Raw genomic sequence first — 24904 nt, 5'->3', positions numbered from 1 at the left:
TCCGGGACGCGTGCGGTGGTCAGGGTTGGGCGAGATAGCGGTGGACGAGCATGACGGCCATCGCACCCTCACCGACGGCCGACGCGACGCGCTTGGCGGAGTCCGCGCGCACGTCGCCCGCCGCGAAGATGCCGGGCACGCTGGTCTCGAGATGGTGCGGTGCGCGGTCGACCGACCAGCCCGGAGGGCGGGCCCCGTCGACCGTGAGGTCCTGACCCGAGACGACGAAGCCGTGGCGGTCGCGCACCACCACGCCGTCCAGCCACTCGGTCCGCGGCGCCGCCCCGATGAAGAGGAACAGGTAGCCCGTGTCGACGGTCTCCTCGTCGCCGGAGACCCTGTCGCGCAGGGTGATCTGTTCGAGGTGGCCGTCGCCGTGCGCGGCGGTCACCTCGGTGCAGGGGCGGACGGAGATGACGGGGTTCTTCTCGATCTGCTGCACGAGGTAGTACGACATGGAGGCTTCCAGCGACTCGGCGCGCACCACGATGGTCACCGACCGCGCCCACTTCGACAGGTACATCGCTGCCTGACCGGCGGAGTTCGCGCCGCCCACGATGTACACGTCCTGATCGGTACAGCCGACCGCCTCGGTGACCGCGGAGCCGTAGAAGACGCCGCGACCGGCGAACTCGTCGACCCCCGGCGCCGGATGCCGTCGGTAGGAGACACCCGTGGCGAGGATGATCGAGTGCGCGGCGATCGCACTGCCGTCGGTCAGACGCACCACGCGCGCCGGCCCGTCGACCTCGACACCCGCGACCTCGCGGGTGGTGACGAGTTCGGCGCCGAACTTCTCGGCCTGCCGACGTGCACGCTCGGCCAGCTGTGCGCCGGACACCCCGTCCGGGAAACCGAGGTAGTTCTCGATGCGCGAGCTCTGGCCCGCCTGCCCACCCGTCGCGGTGCGCTCGACGAGGACCGTCCGGAGACCCTCGGACGCGCCGTAGACGGCCGCGCCCAGGCCGGCGGGCCCGCCGCCCACGACGACGAGGTCGTAGAAGTCCTCCGTCGGCGTGGTGCCCAGACCGAAGTACTCGGCCAACTCGGTGTCGGTGGGGTCGAGCAGACACGACCCGTCCGCGCACACCACCACCGGCAGCGTGCGATCGTCGTGACCCGCCGCCGCCAACAGACGCGCTCCCTCGGGCTCGTCCGCGAGGAACCACCGGTACGGCAGCCTGTTGCGGGCGAGGAACTCGCGCATCTCCGACGATCGAGACGCCCACCGACCCGCGATGATCTTGGTCTCCAGGATGGGCCGGATGTCGGCGGCGTGCCACGCGTCGAGCAGCGTGTCCACCACCGGGTACAGCTTCTCCTCCGGCGGATCCCACGGCTTGAGCAGGTAGTAGTCGAGGTCGACGACATTGATCGCCTCGATGGCGGCGTCGGTGTCCGCGTACGCCGTGAGGAGCACGCGGCGCGCGAACGGGAAGATGTCCATGGCCTGCTCGAGGAACTCGAGACCGCTCATCGACGGCATGCGGTAGTCCGCGAGCAATACCGCGACCTGGTCACCGCGCAACGCGATCTCTCGCAACGCCTCCAGGGCGGACTCGCCGGACTCCGCCCGGATGATGCGGTACTTCTCGCCGTACTTGCGCCGCAGATCGCGGGCGACGGCGCGGGACACCCCGGGATCGTCGTCCACGGTGAGGATGGCCGGCTTGCTCGCGCCGGCCGAACTTCGGGGAGCTGGGTCGCTCACGAACCCGCCTTTCCACTCGTCACGACGGCGACAGTATGTCAGCGTCGTCGGCGGGGCGCCTGACTTCGCTCGGCGGCCGGCCCCGGAGCAGCTGCCTTCTTCTTCTTCCTCGGCGGTGTCCCGCGTTCGGACTCGGTACGCGAACTGTGCGCGGCCCGTCCGCGCACCACCCCCAGGAACTCCTGCGGCAGGTCGAGTGTTCCCTCCTCGGGTGCGGCGACCGATGTGGGCCAGGCCAGGAAGATCCGAGTGGGGTCCGCGTCGGTGACGGGCCGGTAGAGCAGGTCCTTGCGACTGTGCAGTCGGGCCAACGAGTGCGGCACGAGCACCGGGCCGACACCTGCGGCCACCATCTCGAGCGTCGTCGGCAGCGTCGCCTCGGATCGGTCGGAGCCGTCCTGCAGCGACTCGCCCTCGAGATCACCGAGCGTGACGGCGTCGTAGGCCGCGGCCGGATGGTCCTTGGGCACCACCACGACGGCGACCTCGGAGTACAGCGGGACGCAGTGCAGCCCCTCCCGCTCGGCGGGCTCCCGCACGAAGCACATGTCGACCACACCCGTCCGCAGCGCGTGGAGCTGGTCCGACTCCTCGACGACGACCGTCTGCAGGTCGGTGCCGGGGTGGCGATCCGCCCAGATCCGGGTCCATTTCGTGACCGTCACTCCCGGAACGAAACCGACCCGCAGCGTCGGCCGCGCCGGCGCTGCCGCAGCCTCCTCGGCGCGGCGGCGATCGTCCTCCGCCACGATGTCGCGGGCCCGGTCGAGCAGAGCCCGTCCGGCCTCGGTGAGTTCGGTGGGCCCGTCGCCCGGAACGAACAGGGGTTCGCCGACCTCGTCCTGGAGTTCCTTGACCGCGGCACTCAGTCGGAGCCGGGAGATGTTCAGCGCCTTCGCCGCGCGCCCGAACGCGAGCGTCTCGGCGACCTCGATGTACCAGCGCAGGACGGTCGCATCGTTCACCGGGCCAGCGTAGTCCCCGCTGCGCTCGGCCGACTTCCCGCTGCGCTCGGCCGACTTCCCGCTGCGCTCGGCCGACTTCCCGCTGCGCTCGGCCGTGGTCGGCCGTGCGGGCGCTACGCTGGCGCGGTGAGCCAGGACCTGAACGCCCAGACGATGAAGCCTCTGACGGCTGCTGCCAAGCTCGGGATCTTCCTGCCGGCGGCGCCGGAGGAGTTCCGCTCCCAGCCCATCACGCGAGGCGACCTCGAGGCTCTGCGCCAGAACCCGCCGCAGTGGTTGAGCGATCTGTGGACGGCGGGGCCGTTCCCCCGCGACGTCGTGGCGCGCAAACTCGGCGTCACCAACACCGCACTGGCGCGCAACGACGTGTCCGACTCGATGACGCAGGCCGAGATCGACGCGCTGTCCGCCGAGGAACCGGACTGGCTGAAGGCCGAACGCGAGAACTACGCGGAGGTGCAGCGCGAGGCCGTCCGCGTGAAGGAGAAGGAAGAGGCGCGCCGGGCGCAGACCAACAGGCCCCCGAAGAACCGCTGACGGACGCGGCCCGGCGAGCCGGGTCAGCCGACGAAGCGCTGGGCGACCACGTCGACCTGCGGAGCCTGATGTGCCGAGCGGCGCCGCCCGACCTCGTCGATGCCGCCCATGAGCGCGGCGACCAGACCTGCGGGGTCGGTGTTCCACTGGCGCTCGATGGCCTCGATCTCACCCGGCAGGAACAGGCCGGTGAACCGCAGATCGGACACCCACTGCCCGATGTCGCCGCACGAGATGGTGGTCAGGACGTCCTGGTCCACGCCGATCTCGAACTCGTCGCAGAAGACCGCGCGGATCATCTCGGTGTGGCCGGTGTTGACCGCGTGTGAGCGGTGCGCCAGAAGGTCGTGCATGTGGTTCTCCCCGACACGAGGGGCGTCGACACGACGCCGAATCTGTGTGTAACGAAACGGGATCGTGGAGCGATACACCATCTCGTCCGTGGGCCGAAGCGTACGCGCCGGACGAGGGTCCCGGGGCTCCTGTGACAACTTCGTGAGAAAACACAACTGGTGCTGGTCCCGTGCCGTGTGGCAGGTGCGGCGCATACTGACCGGCATGACCGCCGTCGCTGCTGTTCTGGCCGCTCTCGCCGCCGCGCTCCACGTGTACATCTTCGTTCTGGAGTCCTTGGTCTTCCGCACCAAGGGCCGTCACGTCTTCGGCGTGCGGGAGGACTCCCACGTCGACGTCGTCGAGCGGTGGGCCTTCAACCAGGGCTTCTACAACCTGTTCCTCGCGGTGGGTGCCGCGGTCGGCGCGGTGAACCTGGCGGCGGGGAATCACACCGTCGGCGCCGTCCTGGTCTTCGTGTCCGCGGGATCGATGGTCGGCGCCGGCAGTGTTCTGCTCGGCACCGACCGTCGGATGATGAAGGGCGCGCTCGTGCAGATCGTCCCGGCAGGACTGGCCGTCGTGGCCACCGCACTCGCGCTCTGAGCCGCGAGGGTCAGGCCGAGAGCAGTACCCGAACGCCGACGGCACCGTCGCCGACGACCGACGCGACCGCGCTGCGCACGTCCGTCAACTTCTCCGCTACGGTGCGCAGCGATGCGGACTCCTCGGCCCGCACCACCACGGTGATCACCGGGACACGGCGACCGTCGGACCGCTCGTGACGCAGACGCGCACGCGCGGACTTCACCCCGTCGACCTCGCGGGCGGTGTCGGCCGCCCTGTGAGCGACCGATCGCAGATCGACGGTCACGCGGCCGTCGGGATCGCCGGTGACCGGCAGCGACAGGGTGCGCCCCGCTGAGGACGGCAGCCTTCGTACCAGTGAGAACAACACGAGCAGCGCGATCAGCACTCCGGCGCCGAGGAGAGCCCACGGCCACCACTGCTGGTCCTGCGCGTCGGTCACCACCGACGCGTCGACCTCGGTGAGTTCGAACGGGAGTCGATCGCGCTGCCACAGTGCGGCGCCACCGCCGACGGCCACGAGCGCGAGTCCGATGATCAGGACACCGAGGCGGTCGAAGAACACCGTGGTCCGCTTCATTTCTCGCCTCCTGCGACAGTCGGGGTGGCCGCGGTCTCGGGTGCGGCCGCCACCGTGGGTTCCGGCTCGGTCACCTTCGCCAGGTCGGCCTTGTGCACCCACACGTCGTCCGCGATCCCGCTGGACCGGTACCGACGGGCGCGCCACTTGAGCGAGGCCAGGACGACCAGAACTCCGACGACCGCCACGGCGATGCCCGCGGGGAACATCCAGGACAGGGGTGTGAGTCCGTCGATCCAGTCGAGTGCGCTCGCCGTCCACTCTCGACCGCTGATGACGGAGAATCCGACCAGCGCGTCGCGGATCAGCACACCGGCCCCGGCGAGGAGCAGCAGCGACACCACGATCGCGATCGGGGTCGCGGCCGGAGCCGCGAGCGGCCGGGTGGTCGGCGCGGGAGTCGCGCCCGACGCCGGCGCGGCGGACGAGGACACGGAACCGAAGTCGCCGACGTGTACGTCGACGGAATCCGTGCGCAGGCCCGAGTCGGTCATGCCGCGCGCGATGTCGCGGCGGAGATCGTCGGCGACGGACACCGCCGAGCGCGGCCACGCCACGGTCACGTCGACGGCGGCGCGTACGCGGTCGTCCTGCTTCGTCACCTTCGCACGGGACGGTTTGCGGCCGAAGCTCCCGCCGGAGGTGACGACACCGTCGGTGCGACCGAGGGAGGCGTCGGCGATGGACTCGACCGCGCGATCGAGGACTGTGAGCGACCCACGCTGCGCGGGGTCGATCGTCCCGGGGTCGGGCCTGTCGGACAGGTCTTTCGAGACGGTGTCCGCTCCGTCCGCCGTGTCGCTCGGGGCGGTGTCAGCCACGGCCGCGACCTCGCAGGAGAGCCTCGGGGTCGAAGTTTCCGTCGCGGTACGCGCCGACGGCGAACCCGATCGCACCCAGGACGAGAGCGACGAGGAATCCGGTGAATCCGCCGGCTGCGGCAGCGACTGCCAGAAGGAGGCCGGCGAGAAGGCCGATGGTCGAGGAAGTCATGGTGCTCCGATCGTGGAGAGCGGTCAGTTCTCCCGGGAGGGAGAACGTGGGTCCGTGGGTCTGGGTGGCCGGTCGGCCGAGCTCGTGGGCAGGTCGACGTAGGTGCGCCGCGTGGGCAGCAGTCGACGGACCCGGGACAGGCGTCGAACGGCGAGCCGTCGTCGGGAGACGCCGACGACCACCTGCGTCGCGACGGTCCCGCGGGAGAACTTCGCGTCGATGTCGCGCAACGCACGGATGAGCGACTCGGCGTCGCCCCCGGCGTCGGGATGGTGCGCTCTCGCCGCCGCACGCCGAGCCTCGCGATAGGCGGGGTCGGCGTGCTGCGGACGAGGCTGGGTCACGGGCGGAGAGTACCCCCGGGAGCCGAGGTCGACCCCGGCTCGGAGGACTCGGTCGGTTCCGGTCCGGAGGACCCTGTGTCGGCGCCGCCGTCCGACGGCGACGCCACGTCCTCGACCACGACGTGCACCGGGGCATCGACCACCGCACGGACGGCGCGGCGAACCGCGTCGGCCGTCTCGCGTACGACGGCGTCCGGGGTCACGGCGATGTGGATCTCGGTCCCGTCGTCCCGGATCGCGACCCCGGCGACGCGCCTACCGGGAAGGTAGGTGCCGATCTCGCCGAACATCCCGCCGTGCAACGAGGCGACTCCGTCCACCGCGACGACCGCGTCCGCGACGAGATCGGCGCGATCGCTGCCCGACGGTGCCGCGGGGCTCATCGAACGCGTGCGGGTGCTGCGTCGTCGCGCTCGTCTTCTTCCTCGAACAGGAAGACGTCGTGCACGGTGATGTTGACCTCGGTGACCTGCAGGCCGGTCATCCGCTCGACCGCGTCGATCACGTTGCGACGGATGCCCGCCGCGAGATCCGCGATGGACACGCCGTAGTCGGCCACGATGTCGATGTCGACGGCTGCCTGACTCTCGCCGACCTCCACGGACACGCCCTGCGAGTGGTTGACCCGGGCGCCGGGGATGCGCTCGCGCAGTGCACCGATGGCGCGGGTCGCGCCGCCGCCCACGTCGTGCACGCCCTGGACCTCACGGGTGGCGATGCCGGCGATCTTGGACACGACGACGTCCGCGATGGTGGTGCGGCCGTCGGACGCGACCAGTGCACCGGTGGAGTCGGTCTTCTTGTCCAGCGCACCGTTCGAGCCGGTGGCGGTGGTGGACGTGGTGGATCCCTGTGCTGTCGTCATCTACGTCATCCTTTCGGGTTCGTTGTGTCGGGAGTAGGTCGAGGCGGACCGAGGAAAACGTATGCGGATGTGATGTATGCCACACCACTGTCGTTTCACACCCGCTGGTTCGAATCTGCTCCGTGGACAGCGATGCGGCTCTCGTCGACGCTGCGATCATCGGTGACCGCGGCGCATTCGAGGAGATCGTCCGCACGCACGGTCCCGCGATGTTCCGGTACGCCCGCAACATGTCGCGTGACGACGGCGTCGCGGAGGAGGTGGTCCAGGACGCGTTCGTCGCGGCCTGGAAGAGCCTCGGCAACTACCGGTCCGACTCGGCGCTGCGCACATGGCTGTTCGGTATCACCGCACACAAGGCCATCGACGCCACGCGGCGCCGCATCCCCCGTCCGCACGAGGAGTGGCTGTTCGACGACGCCGTCAGCGACGTGTCGGACGATCCGGAGGTGCGGGCGACGGAATCGGGGTTCCTCGCCGAGCTGCGCGTGGCCCTCGGGGCACTGCCACAGATGCAGCGCTCGTGCTGGTTGCTCCGCGAGGTCGAGGGAATGACTCATGTCGAGATCGGGGAGATCCTGTCCATGTCGCCGTCCGCGGTGCGCGGTCAGGTCACCCGCGCACGAACCACTCTGAGCGAGAGGATGGCGTCATGGCGTTAGACACGGCGGACGAGCCGGACGATCCCGTGCTCAGCCGCGCCGCACAGGAACTGCGCGACGAGGAGGTGCCGTCCTGGGTCGAGGCCAGCACGGCGATCCTCGCCGCACTCCGCGCGACGGCTCGGCGGACACGCGCGCTGGACGCCTCGCACCCGGGTTTCGTCGACGGCGACTCGCTCCGGGTAGGCGACCACCTGGTGCTCCTGTCCATCGCCCGCGCCCTGTCGGAACTGCCCTGCGGGGTCAAGGGCATCGATCTCGACGTCGACGGACGCCGGTGTACCGGGGTGTCCCTGGACATCGCCGTGACGTACGGCCAGGACATGGCCGCGCTGGCGGTGACACTGACCGGGAGGACGGCCGACGCGGTGAACACCACGCTCGGCACCGCTCTCACGGCGGAGGACGTCGCGGTGCACGTCGTGGACGTCCTACTACCCTGACGGCGTCACCACCCAGCCTGCCTGAACACACCGGGAGAACTCCATGGCCACACCCCTGTCCGTCAGCGTCGACATCGATGCACCGCCGAGCGCGGTCTGGTCCGTGGTGTCCGACCTGAAGCGCATGGGTGAGTGGAGCCCCCAGTGCGCGGTGATGAAGGTGTTCGGCCCACTGCGCGTGGGCACCCGCACGCTCAACGTCAATCGGCGCGGACCCCTCGTGTGGCCCACGACGTCGCGGGTCGTGCGCCTCGAGCCCGAGCGACTGCTCGCGTTCCGCATCACCGAGAACCACACGGTGTGGTCCTACTTCCTGGAACCGACCGAGACGGGCACACGCGTGACCGAGCGTCGCGAGGCACCCGGCGGCACCACCAAGGTCTCCGACACCGCGGTGCGACTGGTGCTGGGCGGCACACGCAACTTCGAGGCCGAACTCGAGCGGGGCATGGCGTCCACCCTGGCGAAGATCAAGGACGCGGCCGAGAGTTCTGCTCGTACCGTGAAGTGATGACCCCTCGCGCCCGCACGACCCGCGCCCTCGCCGGCCTCGCCCTGTCCGCTGCTCTGGCGACGACGGCGTGCTCGACCACGACCGAGTCCGACGCCTCCCCCGCGGCCGGCACCCCCGAATCGCCGACATCGCAGGCAACGACACCGGGACCGATGTCCGCGGACGCCGCGAGCGCCGTCCCGAACGTCGTCGTCTCCTCACTGGCCACCGGGCTCGATCACCCGTGGGACGTGGTCCGGGCGCCGGACGGCACCGTGATCTTCGACGAGCGCCCCGGCCGCTTCACCGCGATCCGGCCCGGTGGTGAGCCGACACCGATCAGCGCCGATCTCGGCGATCTGTTCGTCGGATCGGAGACCGGTCTGATGGGCCTCGCACTGTCACCGACCTTCGAGACCGATCGGACCCTGTACTCCTGCCAGGGCATTCGAGGCGACGACCCCACCATCGGCGTGGTCGCATGGACCGTGGCCGACGACTACGCGAGCCTCACGCGTGAGCGCACCGTCGTCTCCGGGTTCCCGGTCACCTCCGGTCGCCACGGCGGATGCCGGGTGCTGGCGAACGCCGACGGCACCCTGTTCATCGGCACCGGCGACTCGGCTCAGGGCACCGTTCCGCAGGACCCGACGTCGCTCGGCGGCAAGGTCCTCCGGGTCGACGCCGCCACGGGCGCACCGGCCGCAGGCAATCCCGACCCCGCGAGCCCGGTCTTCACACTCGGCCACCGCAACGTCCAGGGACTGGCCGCCCGGCCCGGCACCGATCAGATCTTCTCCGTCGAACAGGGCACGTCGCGGGACGACGAGGTGAACCTCCTCGCGGCGGGCGGCAACTACGGGTACCGCCCGGACCGCGGCGGCGGCTACGACGAGTCCGTCGCGATGACCGATCCGGACCGTGTACCCGGCGCCCGGAACGCGGTGTGGAGCTCGGGCCCGAGCACCATCGCCACCGCGTCGGCCACGTTCCTCGACGGTGACGCCTGGGGCGCGTGGAACGGCATGCTCGCCGTCGGCGTGCAGAAGGGCCAGGAGGTCCTGCTCCTCGATCTCTCCGACGACGGCACCACGGTGGACGCGCAGTCGACGATTCCCGCTCTCAGCGAGTACGGCCGCATCCGCACGGTGTCGGCACAACCGGACGGGACGCTGCTCGTGACGACCGACAACGGCGACACCGACCAGATCCTGCTGGTCACGCCGCAGTAGGCCCGCCGTCACGCAGTCGAGGCCGGATCGTGATGTGCCGTCGTCCGACTTAACGTTTGCTGAGTATCGGGGCCGGGTACAGAAGGTCAGTAGTCATGCCCGGTCCACGGGCAGCAAAGCTGATCTGAAAGAGGTTCCATCATGTTGGGTCTGGGCATCATCGGTTGGATCATCATCGGCGGACTCGCCGGATGGATCGGCAGCAAGATCATGAAGACGGATGCGCAGCAGGGCATCATCCTCAACATCGTCGTCGGCATCATCGGCGGCCTGCTGGGTGGATTCCTGCTCCGCGCGTTCGGTGTCGACGTCCAGGGCGGCGGCATCATCTTCAGCTTCGTCACGTGCCTCGTCGGCGCGATCATCCTGCTGTTCATCGTCAAGGCAGTCACGGGACGCGGTTCGCGCGTCTGACGCAGACCCCACCTCTCGGGGCCCCTCACGTAATCTGTGAGGGGCCCCGAGTCGTGTCCGCACATCCCTCGGGCCGTGAGAGTGTGCCCGAATCGACGTAAGAGGAGCCCGTGGCCCGCAGACCTGTCCCCCCTGGTACGCCTGAACCGACCGGAGCAGGACACATCGTGGACCTGGTGCGGCGCAGCATTCCGCCGCTGCATCCCGCCGGTGCCCCGTTCGTCGCAGTGCCGTTGGCGCTCGCCGGACTCGGCCGCCGCCACCGGGTCGTCCGCACCGCCTCGCTGCTCACCGCCGGAGCCATGGCGGGCTTCTTTCGCCACCCTCCGCGCGTCCCGCCGAATCGGGCCGGGGTTGTCGTGGCCCCCGCCGACGGTGAGGTCGCACTCGTCGACCACGCGGTGCCGCCCGCCGAGTTGAACCTCGGCACCGCTCCGCTGCCGCGGGTCAGCATCTTCCTGTCCGTGCTCGACGTCCACGTCCAGCGCGTCCCGGTGTCCGGCACGGTCGAGGCCGTGGTGCACAAGGCCGGACAGTTCCTGTCGGCCGACCTCGCGGACGCCAGCGAGGTCAACGAACGCACCAGCATGCATCTGCGCACACCGTCGGGTCACGACCTGGCGGTCGTACAGATCGCCGGACTGCTCGCGCGACGCATCGTCAACACCACGTCCGTGGGCGACTCGCTCACCATCGGCGACACCTACGGACTGATCCGCTTCGGTTCGCGCGTCGACACCTACTTCCCGGAGGGGTCGCGGACGGCGGTGATCGTCGGGCAGCGCGCCATCGGAGCCGAGACGGTTCTGGCCGAGCTTCCGTGAGCGCGGCACGCGAGCAGGCCGACGAGTCCACCGGCCGCCAGGGCGCGGTCCGCCTGTTGCCCAGCGCCGTCACGGTGCTGGCGATGTGCGCAGGACTGTCCGCCGTGAAGTTCGCGCTCGACGGTCGACTCGGGTTGTCGCTCGCCATGATCGGCGCAGCCGCCGTCTTCGACGCCCTCGACGGTCGCATCGCACGCATGCTCGACGCGACCAGCCGGATGGGAGCCGAGCTCGACTCGCTCGCCGACGCCATCTCCTTCGGCGTCGCGCCGGCCCTGGTGCTGTACGTGACGCTCCTCGAGGGCAGCAGCGGCGGGTGGGTCATCGCCCTCATCTACGCGGTGAGCATCGTGCTGCGCCTCGCCCGGTTCAACACACTTCTCGACGACGACTCCCGGCCCGCGTTCGCCGGCGAGTACTTCGTGGGTGTCCCCGCTCCGGCGGGGGCCCTGGTCACACTCCTCCCGCTCGCTGCGGAGGAGCAGTGGGGCAACGGCTGGTGGTCCTCGTACTACGTCGTCGCCACCTGGGTGGTGCTGTCGGCCCTACTCATCGTCAGCCGTATCCCGACGATGGCGTTCAAGACCGTCTCGGTTCCGCCGAGAATGGCGACGTTGCTGCTGATCCTCGTCGGCCTGGCGGGCGCGGCACTGATCACGTTCCCGTTCGTGCTGCTCATGGTCCTCATCGTGTTGTATCTGCTCCACATCCCGTTCGCGGTGCGGTCGCAGCGATGGGTGGCCGCGCGGCCCGAGACGTGGGAGGCCAAGCCCGCCGAGCGACGGGCCGTACGACGAGCGATGCGCAAGGACCGCCCGGCACGCACCGGTATCGCCCGGCGGCGTCGTCCCGCCCGCGCCACGGCGAGTTCGGCTCGGCTCCGACTTCGGTCACCGAGCGCCCGAGCAGCCGACGTCCCGCCCCGCGACGAGATCTAGCGGGCCACTCCCGCACGAGCGAGGACCGCGTCGATCAACCGGGAGCAGGCCTCGATGGAGGCCTGCTCCCGCCGCGCGACCTCGGCGCGGATCGTGGGGACGTCCACATTCGCCTCCACCTCCGCCCGCACTCCCCGTGCGTCCCACCCCTCGATCCACGACTCGAACACGTCGACCGTGATCTCCGGGTGGAACTGCAGACCGATGTGCGGTCCCGAGACGAAGGCCTGCAGTGCGGCCGCCGTGGTCGCGAGCGGCTCGGCGCCCGGCGGGAGCGTGAACGTGTCGTCGTGGAACTGCATCCACGGACCCTGGGTGATCAGCTCGTCGGACTCCGTCCGCACGGTCACGAATCCGTGCTCCGACTCGGCCGCACGCGTGACGGTCCCGCCGAGCACCCGCGCGAGCAGCTGACCACCGAAGCACACACCGAGAACCGGAACGCGCTGCGCGACAGCGTCACCGAGCCAGGTGATCTCCTCCGCCAGCCACGGGAGCGCATCGTCGTAGGCGGCGTCGGGTGAGCCCATCAGCACGATCAGGTCGAACGACGAGGCCGTGGGCCGGTCCGCGTCGCGGCTGTCACCCTCGAACGAGAAGGTCGTCGTCTCGAATCCGCGATCGCGGAGAGCCGGGCCGATCGAGCCGACGTTCCGGACGCCGAGGGCGTGGTCACGTTCGTGGAAGACGAGGGCGGCACGAGTCATGCGCGCAGCATAAACGGGCCAGACTGCACACGCTGGAGCGAGAGCCCGGGCCGGTCGGCTCGATAGGCTCGGGGAGTGAGCACCCCCGATCTCGCCCTGACCGTTCGCCTCACCACCTCCGCCGCCGATGCCCGCCGCGGGGTGGTCCGTGTGCACGCGGAGGTGCTCACCGCGCTCGGACTGCGCGAGTGGGACGCCGTCGAGTTGATCGGCGCGAGGCGTACCGCCACCGTAGTGGCACAGGCACCGGCCGGAACGCCCACGGGGACCGTGCTGCTCGACGACGTGACGATGTCGAACGCGGGACTGACGGAGAACGCGTCGGTCGTCGTCGCACCCGTCTCGGTGCAGGCGGCACGCACCGTCCTGGTGCACGGATCCGCGACGACCACCGCGCTCGACGACGCGACGCTGCGCCGAGCACTGCTGGGAAAGGTGGTCGTCGCGGGCGACGCCGTGTCGCTCCTGCCCCGCGACCTGGGGCCGGGCACCTCCACCGCGTCGGTCTCGCAGACGCTCTCGCGCACGGTCGGTGTCGCGTGGACCACCGAACTGCTCACCGTCACGTCGACCGACCCGGCCGGCATCGTCAGCATCCAGCCCACGACGGCCGTGACGCGCGGCGCCGCTGCCCGCGGACAGTCGAACGACCGCGCGACACCCCAACCTGTCGAGGCTCCGCCCCAGCCCGTGATTCCGGTGGACGACCTGGTCGGTGTACGCGACCAGGCGGCGAAACTGACGGAGTGGCTCGAACTCTCGCTCGATCGCCCCGAGCTGCTCCGCACTCTCGGCGCGTCGGCCCAGCTCGGCGTCCTGGTCACCGGGCCGGGCGGCGTGGGCAAGTCCACCTTCGTCCGCGCCGTCGCCGCCGGTCGCAGGCTGGTGGAGATCGACGGTCCGTCGGTCGGGTCGCTCGCCCCCGAGGACCGGTTGGCCGCGGTGGTCGCCGCGGCCGATCGACTGACCGACAGCCCCACCGGTGCAGTGCTTCTCGTCGGTAACGTGGATGCGCTGCTCCCCCTGTCCGCCGACGGACGGGGCTCTGCGGCGGATCCGGTGTCGACTCTCGTCCTCGATCGCCTGCGACAGGTGGTGCAGACACCGGGGACCGTCCTGATCTGCACGACGTCACGGCCGGACGCCGCTGATCCGCGTCTGCGCGGACCTGATCTGTGCGATCGCGAGCTCGCACTCCCGCTTCCGGGGTCGGTCGAGCGCGCCGCGTTGCTCGAAGCGCTGCTACGTGATGTTCCGACCCGGAAGATCATCCCAGCCGAGATCGCCCTGCGCACACCCGGATTCGTCGTCGCGGACCTCGCAGCCCTGTGCCGGGAGGCAGCCGTCCGGGCCGCGGTGCGTGCCCACCGGGACTCGGCCGATCCCGTTCTCACACAGGACGATCTGGTCGGGGCCTTGTCGGTGATCCGGCCACTCTCCCGGTCGGGGACCGAGGAACTCGCGGTCGGCAGCCTGACCCTCGACGACGTCGGCGACATGGTGGAGACGAAGCGGGCGCTGACCGAAGCGGTGTTGTGGCCGCTGCGCCATCCCGACTCCTTCGCGCGGCTCGGTGTCGAGCCGCCGCGGGGCGTGTTGCTCTACGGCCCGCCGGGGTGCGGCAAGACGTTCGTCGTCCGGGCACTCGCCAGTTCGGGGCAACTCAGCGTGCACGCCGTCAAAGGCGCGGAGTTGATGGACAAGTGGGTCGGCTCGTCAGAGAAGGCCGTCCGCGAACTGTTCCGGCGAGCACGGGACTCGGCACCGTCGCTCATCTTTCTCGACGAGGTCGACGCCCTGGCACCGCGCCGCGGGCAGAGCAGCGATTCCGGCGTCGGAGATCGCGTGGTGGCCGCGTTGCTCACGGAGATGGACGGTGTCGAGCCGCTGCAGGACGTCGTGATCCTCGGCGCGACCAACAGGCCCGAGCTCATCGACCCGGCACTTCTGAGGCCCGGACGACTGGAGAAGTTGGTGTTCGTACCGCCGCCCGACGCCGAGGCGCGTCGCGCGATCCTCGCGACGGCCGGAGCCTCGGTGCCGCTGGCGGACGACGTCGATCTCGACTCTCTGGCCGAAAATCTCGACGGGTACTCCGCCGCGGACTGTGCGGCACTGCTGCGCGAGGCGGCTCTCGCCGCGATGCGCCGCAACGTCGACACCGCCGTCGTGACAGCGGACGACGTCGCGACCGCGCGCGACGCCGTCCGGCCGTCACTCGATCCGGTGCAGGTGGCCGCTCTCGAGGCCTACAGCACGAGGGACTAGGTCACGCCCAGTCGGCGAGCACCTCGTTCGCGCGCTCGGCGAGCACCATCTGGAAGATGGGGCCGAAGCTGACACGACCGACACCCAGCTGCGCGAGGGCGGACTTCGAGTTCTTCACCGGGTGGCCGATGGCGTTGACCGGCAACGGGAGCTCCGCGGTGAGTCGCTTCTGATCGTCGTCGCTGTGGAAGCCGACCGGGTAGAGCACGTCGGCACCGGCAGCGGCCGCCAGCTTCAGGCGGGCGATCGCGCGGTCGACGCGGTCATTCTCGTCACCGATCTGCTTGACGAAGAGGTCGGTACGGGCGTTGATCACCACGTGGACGTCGGTGGCATCCGAGGCTGCTCGCAGTGCACCGACGAAGTCGGCGTGCTCCTGCGCCTCACGCAGACGGCCGCCCTCGCTGTGCACGGTGTCCTCGATGTTCAGGCCCACCGCACCCGCGTCGATCAGCCCCTCGATGAGACGCTTCGGGTCCTCGCCGTAGCCCGACTCGATGTCGACGGAGATCGGCACGTCGACGGCGGCAGTGATCTGGCGGATGCGAGTGAGCAGCTCGTCGAAGGTGATGCCCTCGTTGTCCGGCTTGCCGATCGAGTCGGACACCGGGTGCGAGCCGACGGTCAGGGCAGTGAAACCCGCGCTCACCGCGAGGTTCGCGGACCAGGCGTCCCAGACGGTCGGCAGGATCACCGGGTTTCCGGGGACGTGCAGTTCGAGGAGGGTCGTGGCCTTCGTTGCGAGTGTCATGCTCGGGGCAACCGAGGGGGGCCGCTGTCGATTCCCGAAACCGGATGAAGACCGATAGGTTCGCCGCGTGAGCGCATCCGGTGGACGTCTCGACGCCGTGTCGACGCCGATCGCCCTCGTCGTCGGTGCGGGCACCGCCGTGCATGCCGTGACGTCGCCCGATCTCGTCGCCGACACCGGCAACGGCCCCGCAGCGGTGGTGGCAGCCGTGGCCGTGGCCGCGCTGCTCACGGGGCGATCGAGCAGAGCCGCACCCGCGGTCCTCGCTGCCGTCGGCGGCGCAGCGCTGGTTCTGGGCACTCTCGGATCCTCGGCCGCCCTGTCCCTGCTGGGGGCGCTCGGCAGTGGCGTCGTCCTCGGCGTGCTCGCGGTCCTCGCCTCGGTCCGACGCCTGTGGGTCGCCGCGTTCGGAGTCGCGTCGACCGTCTCTCTGGTCCTGAGCATCACCGTCGTCGCGATACCGCGGCGCTACGCCTCCTACGTCGACACCGACACGACGACGTCCCGCACGGTCGCACTCGTCGCCGCGATGGTGGTGACAGTGCTCGCGATCGGTCTGCAGTCGAGGACGCAGCGCTCGTCCCGGAGTTCCTCGACTCGCACCGCCCTGACGGCAGTGATCGTCGCCCTCGTCGGACTCGTCCCGGTGCTGGTCACGAACCTGACGGCCGCCGCCGGAGCAGCCGGGATGGGCGCGGTGACCACGACGGCCGCGTGGTCGGTGTCGACGATCGTCGTCACCCTGGTGCTCGTCGGTGTCGCTCTGGCACTGCCGAGCGGCGGCGTCCTCGTCGTCGCGGGCACCGTGCTGTGGTTGTCGACGCGGCCGGCCTCCGTCGTCGTCCTCACGACGGCGGGCACCACGGCCCTCCCCCTTCTCCTCGTCGTCGGGGTCGCACTCGCCTGCGCCGTGGGCGCCGCGGCAGGCGCCCGTGCACGACCCGCGGTGGGCACACCGCTGGCCATCCTGTGCTGCGCGGCCGTGGTGGCGGCGATCCACCTCGGGACGTCCTTCACCGGAGTGGCCGTCATCGCGGCGGCGCTCGCGACCGGCGCCGTCGTCGGGGCCGGCGCCGCGTCCGTCGACGTGCCGTCACCCGCCGCTGTCGTCGGCGCCGGCCTGCTCGTCCCCCTCGCTCTGACGACCATGCCCTCGTCCCCGATCTCGGCGGACTTCGGCTGGACGGCGTACACGCCCCTCACCCTGCAGTCGGGGTCCGTCACCCTCACCGAGCCCACGGCAGGGACACTGGTGACGGTGACCTGCCTCGCTCTGTGCGCCGTCGGCGCCGAACTGATCCGACGGCGCCGCGGGTGAGACACCACATCGCCCTCGCCGCCTCCCTCCTCGCAGCCGCGCTCGTCGGAGCTCTCGGCGCTCTCGCGTGGTCCGGCCCCCGCAGCGACACGTGGCCGTTCGCGGCCACCGTCGACGATCTGATCGGGTGGTCGTCCACCCAGTCCACCGCCACCGTGGTCGGGCAGGTGCTGGTGGTGGTCACCGTCGCGCTGGCCGTCGGACTGCGGATGCCGACACGCATCGCCCCCTGGGTGTGTGCGGCCCTGCTGGTCGTGGTGCTCGCCTTCACCAAGGTGGCGATTCCCGAAGCGGCGAGCCTGGCCGTCTTCACCGCACTGCACATTCTCAAGTCGTGCGTGGCCGGCGTCCTGGTCGGCCTCGTCCTGCACGCCACCCGGCGATCCGCCGCCGGATGGGTGGCCCTCGCGACCGGCGTGCTCGGCGGAACGCTGCTCGCCTCCGTCGGAACGACCGCCGCGTCCGCCGCCTTCGTGGCGACGCGTCTCGACAGCACCAGCGTGTTCGGCGAACCGGCCTGGTGGTTGATCGGCTCCGCCTTCGCGGCGTGCATCGTCGCCGCCGTTCTGCATCGACCGGCCGCTGATCCCGACGACGACCCGACCGCCCGCGAATTGGTGCGGCTCAGCGTCTACGCGGTGATCGTCGCCGTCGTCTGCCGCGTGGGTGTCGAGATCGTCGGCACCGGCGAGTACGCACTGTGGAAGGCGATCGTCGTGCTGATCGTGGCGCTCGTCGTCGTGGACCGCGTCGCCGCACGGTGGGAGTCGGCCGATGCACGAACGGTGCTGGTCGCGATCCTCGTCACCGCCGCTGCCGTCGCGATGTGGAACGTGGGCGCCCGCACCCTGCTCGACTCCCGGCTGCTCACCGTGGTGGGCGTGGTCGGACTGGTCCTCGGCGCCGTCCTGGCCTGGCGGCTCCCGGTCGGACGCATCACGTCCGGGCTCGCGGCCCTGGCACTCACCGCGCTGCCGATGGGCGCTGCCCTCGTGAGCGTCGACGAGGTGTCCGCGGCAGCACTCGGGGTGGTGGCCGCGCTCGTTCCGATCGCCCTGACCGCCGTCACCGCGGATCCGCACGCGACGGTGCGGCCATTGGCGGCGGCGCTGCCCGGGATCGCGATCCTCTTCAGTGCGGCGGCGCCGGTACCGGCGCAGACACTCGACCCCGAATGGCTGAATCAGCTGTCGATCGGGTCCGACCAGTCCACCGGGACCACCGGCAGCGTGTCCGTGCTCGGTTACGACAACCTCGACAGACTGCTGTCGGAGAACACGTCCACCGACCTCGTCTCCGCCTACCTCCTGCTCGGGGTCGCCGCGCTCTGCACGCTGCGCATCGTGTGGCTGTCCCGGCGCACAGATGCCCCCGAGCCGGACGCCGAACCCCCTGCACCCCGTGCGTGAGCACGGGTTCCTCAGATCACCAGGCCCTGCGCCTGAAGGTGCCGGAAGACGCGCATCGATCCCGGCGCGACGTCCGGCATGGCGGCGTACTCGGCGACGGTGAACCACCGCAGATCAGCGATCTCGCTGGTGGCCCGAGGTTCGCCGGTGAGGTCGGCGGAGAAGCACGTCATGTGCAGATCACGGCCGAGGGGGTCGCCGAACGCCGGGCACTCGACCACGCACAGCAGGTGCACCGACGACTCGACGACGTCGACGCCCAGTTCCTCTCGCACCTCGCGGTGCAGCGCCTGGAGTGGTGTCTCACCGGGATCGATCTTGCCGCCGACCATGTAGAACGCACGCTTGCCGACCGACCGGGCCTGCAGCATCCGGCCGTCACGGACGAGGGCGAGGGCGGCGGTGCGCAGTGGTTCGGTCATCGCCCGGTGACCATACCCGTACGGGGGGTGGGTATCGCTGACCGCGAGGGCGTGGACCCGCACCGGTAGTATGGAGTCGACGACGTCTCGTGCGTCCGACACCCCGCCGCCCCGACGTCCACGACGGAGTGCCTCTTGCTTTCCATTCTCGTTGCCCACACGGTGGCCGCGCTGATCGCGCCGCTTCTCGTGCGTCAGTGGGGACGACAGGCTTTTCTTCCGCTCGCCGCGGTGCCGGCCGCCTCGCTCGTCTGGGTGGCCGCGAACTGGAACACCGAGCAGCGACTGTCCATCGAGTGGGTCCCCGGACTCTCCATGAACATCGATCTGCGCTTCGATTCCCTGGCCGCGGTCATGTCCACGCTGGTGCTCGGCATCGGCGCACTGATCCTGCTCTACTGCGCTCGCTACTTCGAGGACGACGAGCCCCGTCTGGGCATCTTCGCCGCGGAGCTCGTCGCATTCGCCGGTGTCATGTTCGCGCTGGTCACCAGCGACAACATGCTGATGCTCTACATCTTCTGGGAACTGACGACGGTGCTGTCGTTCCTGTTGGTCGGGCACTACGCCGAGCGCGCCTCGAGTCGACGCGCCGCGACGCAGGCTCTGCTGGTCACCACGGCCGGCGGTCTCGCCATGCTGGTCGGCATCATCGTGCTGGGCCAGACGGTGGGCAGCTACAACCTCTCCGACGTCATCGAGGCGGCTCCGCGCGGCTGGTTGGCGGGCACCGCCCTGGTCCTGGTCCTGGTCGGCGCGCTGAGCAAGTCGGCCATCGTTCCTCTGCACTTCTGGTTGCCCGGCGCCATGGCCGCGCCGACACCCGTCAGCGGGTACCTGCACGCCGCGGCGATGGTCAAGGCCGGCATCTACCTGGTGGCGCGTCTCGCACCGGGCTTCGCCGACGCCGGGCCCTGGCGCTTCACCATCCTCACGCTCGGTCTGGCGTCGATGCTCGTCGGCGGCTACCGCGCACTGCGTGCGTACGACCTCAAGCTCGTGCTCGCCTTCGGCACGGTGAGCCAGCTCGGCTTCCTCGTCGCCATCGTCGGCATCGGTTCGCGGACGGCGATGCTCGCGGGCCTCGCGATGGTCCTCGCCCACGGCTTCTTCAAGGCCGCGCTGTTCATGGTGGTGGGCATCATCGACCACTCGACCGGCACCCGCGACGTGCGCAAGCTCGCGCATCTCGGGGACCGGTCACCCGTTCTCGCCGCGACGGCCGTGATCGCAGCGGCGAGCATGGCGGGCCTTCCGCCGTTCCTCGGTTTCATCGGCAAGGAGACCGCGTTCGAGTCGACGCTCGACTCGGACGCGATGGGTCCGCTCTCGTCTGCGCTGGTGCTGGCCGCGATGGTCGTCGGCTCGATCCTGACCGTCGCCTACAGCCTGCGCTTCGTGTGGGGCGCCTTCGGTCGCAAGAAGCTGCGGCAGCCCAGCGCCGCCGTCGCCTCGATGCACGCACCGGGATGGTTCTTCCTCTTCCCGCCCGTGCTGCTCGCCGTCCTCGGACTGGTGGCCGGCCTCGCCGCGCCGGTCGTCGACACCCTGATCGCGCCGTACAGCAAGACCCTGCCGTCCTACGGCGCGGAGGACTACCACCTCGCGCTGTGGCACGGCGTCAACCTCCCGCTGGGTCTGACCGTCGTCGTCATCCTCGTCGGCGTCCTGCTCTACCGAGTGCACAAGGCGATCGCGCGAACGGTCCCGGCCGTGCCGCTGAACGCCGACCGGGTGTACGACCGCGTCCTCTACCTGATGGACCTGCTGTCGCTGCGCCTCACCGGAACCACCCAGCGCGGTTCCCTCCCCGGCACTCTGGCGACGGTTCTCGCGACACTGGCTCTCTTCCCTCTCGTGTCCCTGATCGTCTACACCCGCGACGGCGTCGACATCCGTCTCGCGGACTCGCCGTACCAGATCATCGTGGGCGGCATCATGGTCGCGGCGGCCATCGGCGCCACGATCATGCGCAACCGACTCGCGGCGGTGCTGCTCGTCGGTGTCACCGGCTACGGTTGCGGTCTGATCTTCGCGGTGCACGGTGCACCCGACCTGGCGTTGACACAGTTCCTCGTCGAGACCTTGACGCTCGTCGTGTTCGTCCTGGTGCTCCGCAAACTGCCTGCCGAGATCGACGAGGGTCGTTCGTTCGGTCGCAAGCCGGCCCGCGCCGCCCTGGCCGCGCTCGTCGGCATCACGGTCACGCTCGTCGGTGCCTACGCGATGAATGCCCGCTCGACGAGACCCATCGCCGAACTGCTCCCGGACCTGGCGTACGACTTCGGAGACGGCAGCAACGTCGTCAACGTGATCCTCGTCGACATTCGTGCCTGGGACACCTTCGGAGAGATCTCGGTCCTGCTCGTCGCCGCGACCGGGGTCGCCAGTCTGGTCTTCCGCAACCGGCGCTTCGGTAGTGCCCCGCGTGTGTCCGATGCACCGTCCGCGATGGACAGCACCCAGGCAGCATCCGAGATCACCTGGCTCAGCGGCAGCGATCTGATCGACCCCAGGCACCGTGTCCTGGTCCTGGAGATCACCACCCGACTGGTGTTCCCGACGGTGATGATGCTGTCCATCTACTTCTTCTTCGCCGGCCACAACGCCCCCGGTGGCGGGTTCGCAGGCGGACTGACCGCCGGTCTCGCACTCGTGCTGCGGTACCTCGCCGGTGGTCGCTACGAACTGGGCGAGACCCTCCCGTTCGATGCCGGGAAGATTCTCGGCATCGGTCTCCTGTTCGCAGGCGGAACCGCCGTGGCATCCCTCTTCCTGGGGGCGCCCATTCTCTCGTCGGCCACCTTCGAAGTGACGGTGCCCATTCTCGGTGACATCAAGATGGTCACCGCTCTGTTCTTCGACCTCGGTGTCTACCTGATCGTCGTCGGCCTCGTCCTCGACGTCCTCCGCAGCCTCGGCGCGCGTCTCGACGCCCAGATCGAATTGAGTCGCCAGTGACCGCCAACATCGGAATGCTCGTCGTCATCGCAGGACTCATCGCCGCCGGCGTCTACCTGTTGATCGAGCGCAGCATCATCCGCATGCTCCTGGGCCTGCTGCTGGTCGGCAACGGAGTGAATCTCCTGATCCTCACAGCCGGCGGCGGCCCGGGAAATCCGCCGGTGGTGGGACGCGTGTCCGAGGTCGCCGAGGGCGACGCCGATCCGCTGGCACAGGCGTTGATCCTGACGGCCATCGTCATCACGATGGGCATTGCCGCCTTCGTGCTGGCCCTGGCCTACCGGTCGTACACGATCAACGTCGCGGACGTCGTCGAGAACGACCCCGAGGACACCAAGGTCCTCACGCGTCGTAGCCTCGCGGACGCTCCCGACCGCGACAAGTCCGACGATCCGATCACCGGCGAGCCCGGCGAGGCCGGAGACGCCTTCGACAAGGACGGAAACCCGATTCCTCTCGACCAGATCGCCAACCGTGAGGACCTCGAGTGCTACGAGGATCTCCACGAGGGCAAGTTCCGCGACCGTGACGACGTCTCCTCGCCGGCGGGTGACTCCCGATGACGCTGTCGCCGACGATCATCGGGACCCTCACGCCCCTCCCCGTCGTGATCCCACTTCTCGCTGCGGCGCTGTGCCTCGTCCTGGGTCGCAAGCCGCGCGCTCAGCGAGTGGTCACCATCGCGGCGCTCGTCGCGGTCACGGCCGTCTCGTGCGTGCTCCTCTATCTTGCCGACCGAGACGGCACCACGGCTCTGCAGGTCGGCGGGTGGGAGGCCCCGATGGGCATCACGCTGGTGGTCGATCGGCTGTCCGCGCTGATGCTCGTCGTGTCGTCCATCGTCCTGCTGGCGGTCATCGTCTACGCAGTGGGCCAGGGCATCCGGGACGGCGACGCGAATCAGCCCGTCTCGATCTTCCTGCCCACCTACCTCGCCCTCACCGCGGGCGTCAGCAATGCGTTCCTGGCCGGCGATCTGTTCAACCTGTACGTCGGTTTCGAGGTACTGCTCGTCGCATCGTTCGTGTTGCTGACGCTCGGCGCCAGCGCCGAACGCGTGCGAGCGGGCGTCTCGTACGTCATGGTCTCCGTCGTCTCGTCGATGATCTTCCTGGCGGGCATCGCCGCCACGTACGCGGCCACGGGCACCCTGAACTTCGCCCAGCTCGCGCTGCGTTTCGACGACATCCCGCAGGGCACGCGGCTCGCGATCTTCTCGATCCTCCTCGTCGCGTTCGGCATCAAGGCCGCGGTCTTCCCGCTGTCGGCCTGGCTCCCCGACTCGTACCCGACAGCGCCCGCGCCGGTCACCGCCGTGTTCGCGGGCCTGCTCACCAAGGTGGGTGTGTACGCCATCATGCGCACCCACACGCTGCTGTTCCCGGACGGTGCGATGGACAACGTGCTCCTCGTCGCCGGGTTGCTCACGATGGTCATCGGCATCTTCGGTGCCATCGCCCAGAGCGAGATCAAGCGTCTGCTCTCGTTCACGCTGGTCTCGCACATCGGCTACATGATCTTCGGTGTCGCGCTGTCCACCAAGGCAGGGTTGTCCGGCTCCGTGTATTACGTGGCGCACCACATCCTCGTGCAGACCACGCTGTTCCTCGTCGTCGGCCTCATCGAGCGTCAGGCCGGATCGTCGTCCCTGCGTCGCCTGGGCGGTCTGGCTGCCGCGAGCCCGTTGTTGGCCATCCTGTTCCTCGTTCCCGCTCTGAATCTCGGTGGCATTCCGCCGTTCTCCGGTTTCATCGGCAAGGTCGCACTACTGCAGGCCGGCGCAGACAAGGCGAGTTCCCTCGCCTGGATACTCGTCGCCGGTGGCACGGTCACCAGCCTCCTCACCCTCTACGTCGTGGCCCGTGTGTGGACCAAGGCGTTCTGGCGGGCGCGCGCCGACGCGCCGGAAGGTGGCGTGTCCGACGACTCTCCGACCGCACTACTGGACAACGCCAGCGACGTGGATTTCGACTCGCGCGTCGACCCGGGCCGCATGCCGGTGGGAATGCTCGTCCCGACGATCGGCCTGGTCGCTGTCGGCCTGTCGCTGACCGTCTTCGCCGGCCCGTTCATCGGCATCAGTGATCGGGCCGCGGAGGACCTCCGCGATCGGAACGTCTACATCACCGCTGTTCTGGGCACCGTCGAGGATCCCGTCACCTACGCGGACGGACGCGACACGTCGGAGGGGGGACGATGACCGTCATGGGTCGTGACATAGCCCTCAAGGCTGCGCTTCTGGCATGGCTCACCGGGGTGTGGGTGTTGTTGTGGGGCAACCTCTCCGCTGCGAACGTTCTCGGCGGGATCGTGGTCGGACTCTTCGTGATGACAGTCCTGGCGCTGCCGAGGGTTCCGGTCGAGGGCCGGGTGCACCCGCTGTCGGTGGTCCGACTGGTGGTCGTCCTCGTCTACTACGCTGCTCAGTCCAGTGTTCAGGTCGCGTGGGCGGCGATCCGTCCCGGTCCACCGCCGGTGAACGCGGTGTTGCGATATCCCGTGGAGATCAAGTCGGATCTCGTGCTCACGTTCATGGTCGACGCGTTGAACATGGTTCCGGGCACGATGGTGCTGGACATCGACCGCGAGGATCGAGTTCTCTACATTCACGTCCTCGATGTCGGCAAACCCGATGCCGTGGACCAGTTCCGCACCATTGTCCGCACCTACGAGTCGGCCTTCATCGCCGCATTCGAGCGTGACCTCGAGTGGCATCCAGCAAGCATCGTCGCGCCGACGGACGACAGTGACGTCGACTCCGTGGCCGACACGATCGACGACATCTCCGCGGATTACTCCGAGACGACCGGTGACTCCCGGAAGAAGGACCGCCCGTGACCGTCGTTCTCACCATCTCGGGGGTCATGCTCCTCGCGGCCGCCGTGATCACCGCGTACCGCTTGCTGGCCGGGCCCGACTCCTTGGACCGACTCGTGGCAGTGGACACCATCATCGCGCTGACGGTGTGCGGTGTCATGGTCTGGTCCGTCTACAGCCGGGACACCACATTGGTGCCGTCCATCGTCGCGCTGTCCGTCGTCGGCTTCGTCGGCTCCGTCAGCGTCGCACGATTCCGCGTCTCCGACACTCCGGAGAAGCGGAAGGCCGCCGCCGCTGCCGCAGCACGCACGCCTCATCCCCCA

28 protein-coding genes and 1 pseudogene are annotated in these 24904 nt (G+C 69.6%); 17 read left to right on the top strand and 12 right to left on the bottom strand.

All coding sequences use genetic code 11. The annotated features are described in order from the left end of the window. Positions 1-19: 19 nt before the first annotated feature. Both OG947_RS13170 and OG947_RS13165 read right to left on the bottom strand, forming a co-directional pair. Positions 20-1711 (bottom strand): FAD-dependent oxidoreductase, encoded by a 1692-nt coding sequence (locus tag OG947_RS13170; RefSeq protein WP_222638027.1) that lies wholly within the window; start codon positions 1709-1711, stop codon positions 20-22. 38 nt (positions 1712-1749) lie between these two features. Further along, on the bottom strand, positions 1750-2676 hold the full coding sequence (locus OG947_RS13165) for a LysR family transcriptional regulator (protein WP_328812036.1): 927 nt from the start codon (positions 2674-2676) through the stop codon (positions 1750-1752). 126 nt (positions 2677-2802) lie between these two features. Here OG947_RS13165 and OG947_RS13160 point away from each other — a divergent pair, with 126 nt between their 5' ends. Next, the gene (locus OG947_RS13160) at positions 2803-3213 is read left to right on the top strand and encodes a DUF5997 family protein (protein WP_056441446.1); all 411 of its coding nucleotides are present in this window, start codon (positions 2803-2805) and stop codon (positions 3211-3213) included. Between the two features lie 23 nt (positions 3214-3236). On the opposite strand, the gene OG947_RS13155 is transcribed toward OG947_RS13160, so the two are convergent. Further along, complete coding sequence (locus tag OG947_RS13155) at positions 3237-3566, bottom strand: hypothetical protein (protein ID WP_155957051.1); 330 nt, start codon at positions 3564-3566, stop codon at positions 3237-3239. 205 nt (positions 3567-3771) lie between these two features. On the opposite strand from OG947_RS13155, the gene OG947_RS13150 reads away from it, so the two are divergent. Further along, positions 3772-4152: a DUF1304 domain-containing protein gene (locus OG947_RS13150; protein WP_027506264.1), complete on the top strand. Its 381-nt coding sequence runs from the start codon at positions 3772-3774 to the stop codon at positions 4150-4152. A 10-nt stretch (positions 4153-4162) separates the two neighbouring features. Here the strand turns inward: OG947_RS13150 and OG947_RS13145 are convergent, their stop codons facing one another. From OG947_RS13145 to OG947_RS13120, 6 genes are read right to left on the bottom strand one after another with little or no spacing between them, the layout of a single operon-like run. Further along, positions 4163-4714 (bottom strand): hypothetical protein, encoded by a 552-nt coding sequence (locus tag OG947_RS13145; protein ID WP_222638025.1) that lies wholly within the window; start codon positions 4712-4714, stop codon positions 4163-4165. Next, positions 4711-5535: a hypothetical protein gene (locus OG947_RS13140; protein ID WP_328812034.1), complete on the bottom strand. Its 825-nt coding sequence runs from the start codon at positions 5533-5535 to the stop codon at positions 4711-4713. Before OG947_RS13140 ends, OG947_RS13145 begins: the two co-directional genes overlap by 4 nt. Next, positions 5528-5707 (bottom strand): DUF2273 domain-containing protein, encoded by a 180-nt coding sequence (locus tag OG947_RS13135; RefSeq protein WP_027506261.1) that lies wholly within the window; start codon positions 5705-5707, stop codon positions 5528-5530. Before OG947_RS13135 ends, OG947_RS13140 begins: the two co-directional genes overlap by 8 nt. Before the next feature lie 23 nt (positions 5708-5730). Beyond that, entirely contained in the window at positions 5731-6051 is a 321-nt protein-coding gene (locus OG947_RS13130) for a hypothetical protein (protein WP_328812032.1), read from the bottom strand. Next, positions 6048-6434: a hypothetical protein gene (locus tag OG947_RS13125; protein WP_231476392.1), complete on the bottom strand. Its 387-nt coding sequence runs from the start codon at positions 6432-6434 to the stop codon at positions 6048-6050. The genes OG947_RS13130 and OG947_RS13125 overlap by 4 nt, the downstream gene beginning before the upstream one ends. Then, entirely contained in the window at positions 6431-6916 is a 486-nt protein-coding gene (locus OG947_RS13120; protein WP_056441439.1) for an Asp23/Gls24 family envelope stress response protein, read from the bottom strand. Before OG947_RS13120 ends, OG947_RS13125 begins: the two co-directional genes overlap by 4 nt. 122 nt (positions 6917-7038) lie before the next feature. On the opposite strand from OG947_RS13120, the gene OG947_RS13115 reads away from it, so the two are divergent. From OG947_RS13115 to OG947_RS13085, 7 genes are all read left to right on the top strand, one after another. Then, complete coding sequence (locus OG947_RS13115) at positions 7039-7578, top strand: RNA polymerase sigma factor (protein WP_328812031.1); 540 nt, start codon at positions 7039-7041, stop codon at positions 7576-7578. Next, a complete protein-coding gene (locus OG947_RS13110; protein ID WP_222638023.1) occupies positions 7569-8021 on the top strand; it encodes a hypothetical protein in 453 nt (150 codons plus the stop codon). Before OG947_RS13115 ends, OG947_RS13110 begins: the two co-directional genes overlap by 10 nt. Positions 8022-8064: 43 nt before the next feature. Then, positions 8065-8532: an SRPBCC family protein gene (locus OG947_RS13105; protein ID WP_027506258.1), complete on the top strand. Its 468-nt coding sequence runs from the start codon at positions 8065-8067 to the stop codon at positions 8530-8532. Further along, positions 8532-9746, top strand: coding sequence for a PQQ-dependent sugar dehydrogenase (locus OG947_RS13100; RefSeq protein WP_285184276.1), 1215 nt, complete (start codon positions 8532-8534; stop codon positions 9744-9746). The genes OG947_RS13105 and OG947_RS13100 overlap by 1 nt, the downstream gene beginning before the upstream one ends. Positions 9747-9887: 141 nt before the next feature. After that, positions 9888-10160 carry a GlsB/YeaQ/YmgE family stress response membrane protein gene (locus OG947_RS13095; protein ID WP_056073977.1) on the top strand — a complete coding sequence of 91 codons (273 nt, stop codon included), beginning with the start codon at positions 9888-9890 and terminating at the stop codon, positions 10158-10160. A 110-nt stretch (positions 10161-10270) separates the two neighbouring features. Beyond that, entirely contained in the window at positions 10271-10984 is a 714-nt protein-coding gene (locus OG947_RS13090) for a phosphatidylserine decarboxylase (RefSeq protein ID WP_056441430.1), read from the top strand. A gap of 83 nt (positions 10985-11067) precedes the next feature. Next, complete coding sequence (locus tag OG947_RS13085) at positions 11068-11922, top strand: CDP-alcohol phosphatidyltransferase family protein (protein WP_231476405.1); 855 nt, start codon at positions 11068-11070, stop codon at positions 11920-11922. Here OG947_RS13085 and OG947_RS13080 read toward each other — a convergent pair. After that, the gene (locus tag OG947_RS13080) at positions 11919-12629 is read right to left on the bottom strand and encodes a type 1 glutamine amidotransferase (RefSeq protein ID WP_328812030.1); all 711 of its coding nucleotides are present in this window, start codon (positions 12627-12629) and stop codon (positions 11919-11921) included. The genes OG947_RS13085 and OG947_RS13080 overlap by 4 nt on opposite strands. Before the next feature lie 75 nt (positions 12630-12704). On the opposite strand from OG947_RS13080, the gene OG947_RS13075 reads away from it, so the two are divergent. After that, positions 12705-14897: an AAA family ATPase gene (locus tag OG947_RS13075; protein WP_328812029.1), complete on the top strand. Its 2193-nt coding sequence runs from the start codon at positions 12705-12707 to the stop codon at positions 14895-14897. Between the two features lies 1 nt (position 14898). Here the strand turns inward: OG947_RS13075 and OG947_RS13070 are convergent, their stop codons facing one another. Beyond that, positions 14899-15648, bottom strand: coding sequence for an isocitrate lyase/PEP mutase family protein (locus OG947_RS13070; RefSeq protein WP_027506251.1), 750 nt, complete (start codon positions 15646-15648; stop codon positions 14899-14901). A 67-nt stretch (positions 15649-15715) separates the two neighbouring features. Between OG947_RS13070 and OG947_RS13065 the strand changes: the two genes are divergently transcribed. Beyond that, positions 15716-16966, top strand: a complete 1251-nt coding sequence (locus tag OG947_RS13065; RefSeq protein WP_328812028.1) for a hypothetical protein — start codon at positions 15716-15718, stop codon at positions 16964-16966. Next, positions 16963-18375, top strand: a complete 1413-nt coding sequence (locus tag OG947_RS13060) for a hypothetical protein (RefSeq protein WP_328812027.1) — start codon at positions 16963-16965, stop codon at positions 18373-18375. Before OG947_RS13065 ends, OG947_RS13060 begins: the two co-directional genes overlap by 4 nt. Positions 18376-18386: 11 nt before the next feature. Here the strand turns inward: OG947_RS13060 and OG947_RS13055 are convergent, their stop codons facing one another. Then, a complete protein-coding gene (locus OG947_RS13055; protein WP_027506248.1) occupies positions 18387-18797 on the bottom strand; it encodes an NUDIX hydrolase in 411 nt (136 codons plus the stop codon). A gap of 135 nt (positions 18798-18932) precedes the next feature. Between OG947_RS13055 and OG947_RS13050 the strand changes: the two genes are divergently transcribed. The 5 genes and pseudogenes from OG947_RS13050 to OG947_RS13030 all read left to right on the top strand — a co-directional run. Continuing rightward, positions 18933-21758 carry a Na+/H+ antiporter subunit A gene (locus tag OG947_RS13050; protein ID WP_328812026.1) on the top strand — a complete coding sequence of 942 codons (2826 nt, stop codon included), beginning with the start codon at positions 18933-18935 and terminating at the stop codon, positions 21756-21758. Continuing rightward, on the top strand, positions 21755-22324 hold the full coding sequence (locus OG947_RS13045) for a Na(+)/H(+) antiporter subunit C (RefSeq protein ID WP_328811131.1): 570 nt from the start codon (positions 21755-21757) through the stop codon (positions 22322-22324). The genes OG947_RS13050 and OG947_RS13045 overlap by 4 nt, the downstream gene beginning before the upstream one ends. Then, positions 22321-23961, top strand: coding sequence for a Na+/H+ antiporter subunit D (locus OG947_RS13040; RefSeq protein ID WP_328811130.1), 1641 nt, complete (start codon positions 22321-22323; stop codon positions 23959-23961). Before OG947_RS13045 ends, OG947_RS13040 begins: the two co-directional genes overlap by 4 nt. Before the next feature lie 5 nt (positions 23962-23966). Beyond that, entirely contained in the window at positions 23967-24599 is a 633-nt protein-coding gene (locus OG947_RS13035) for a Na+/H+ antiporter subunit E (protein WP_328812025.1), read from the top strand. Continuing rightward, a pseudogene (locus tag OG947_RS13030) lies at positions 24596-24847 on the top strand (monovalent cation/H+ antiporter complex subunit F); the annotation flags it as partial. The gene OG947_RS13035 and the pseudogene OG947_RS13030, both read left to right, overlap by 4 nt. Positions 24848-24904: the final 57 nt, after the last annotated feature.

It is taken from the genome of Rhodococcus sp. NBC_00297, from assembly GCF_036173065.1.
GTDB lineage: Bacteria > Actinomycetota > Actinomycetes > Mycobacteriales > Mycobacteriaceae > Rhodococcoides.
This window is presented reverse-complemented; position numbering and strand designations above follow the sequence as displayed.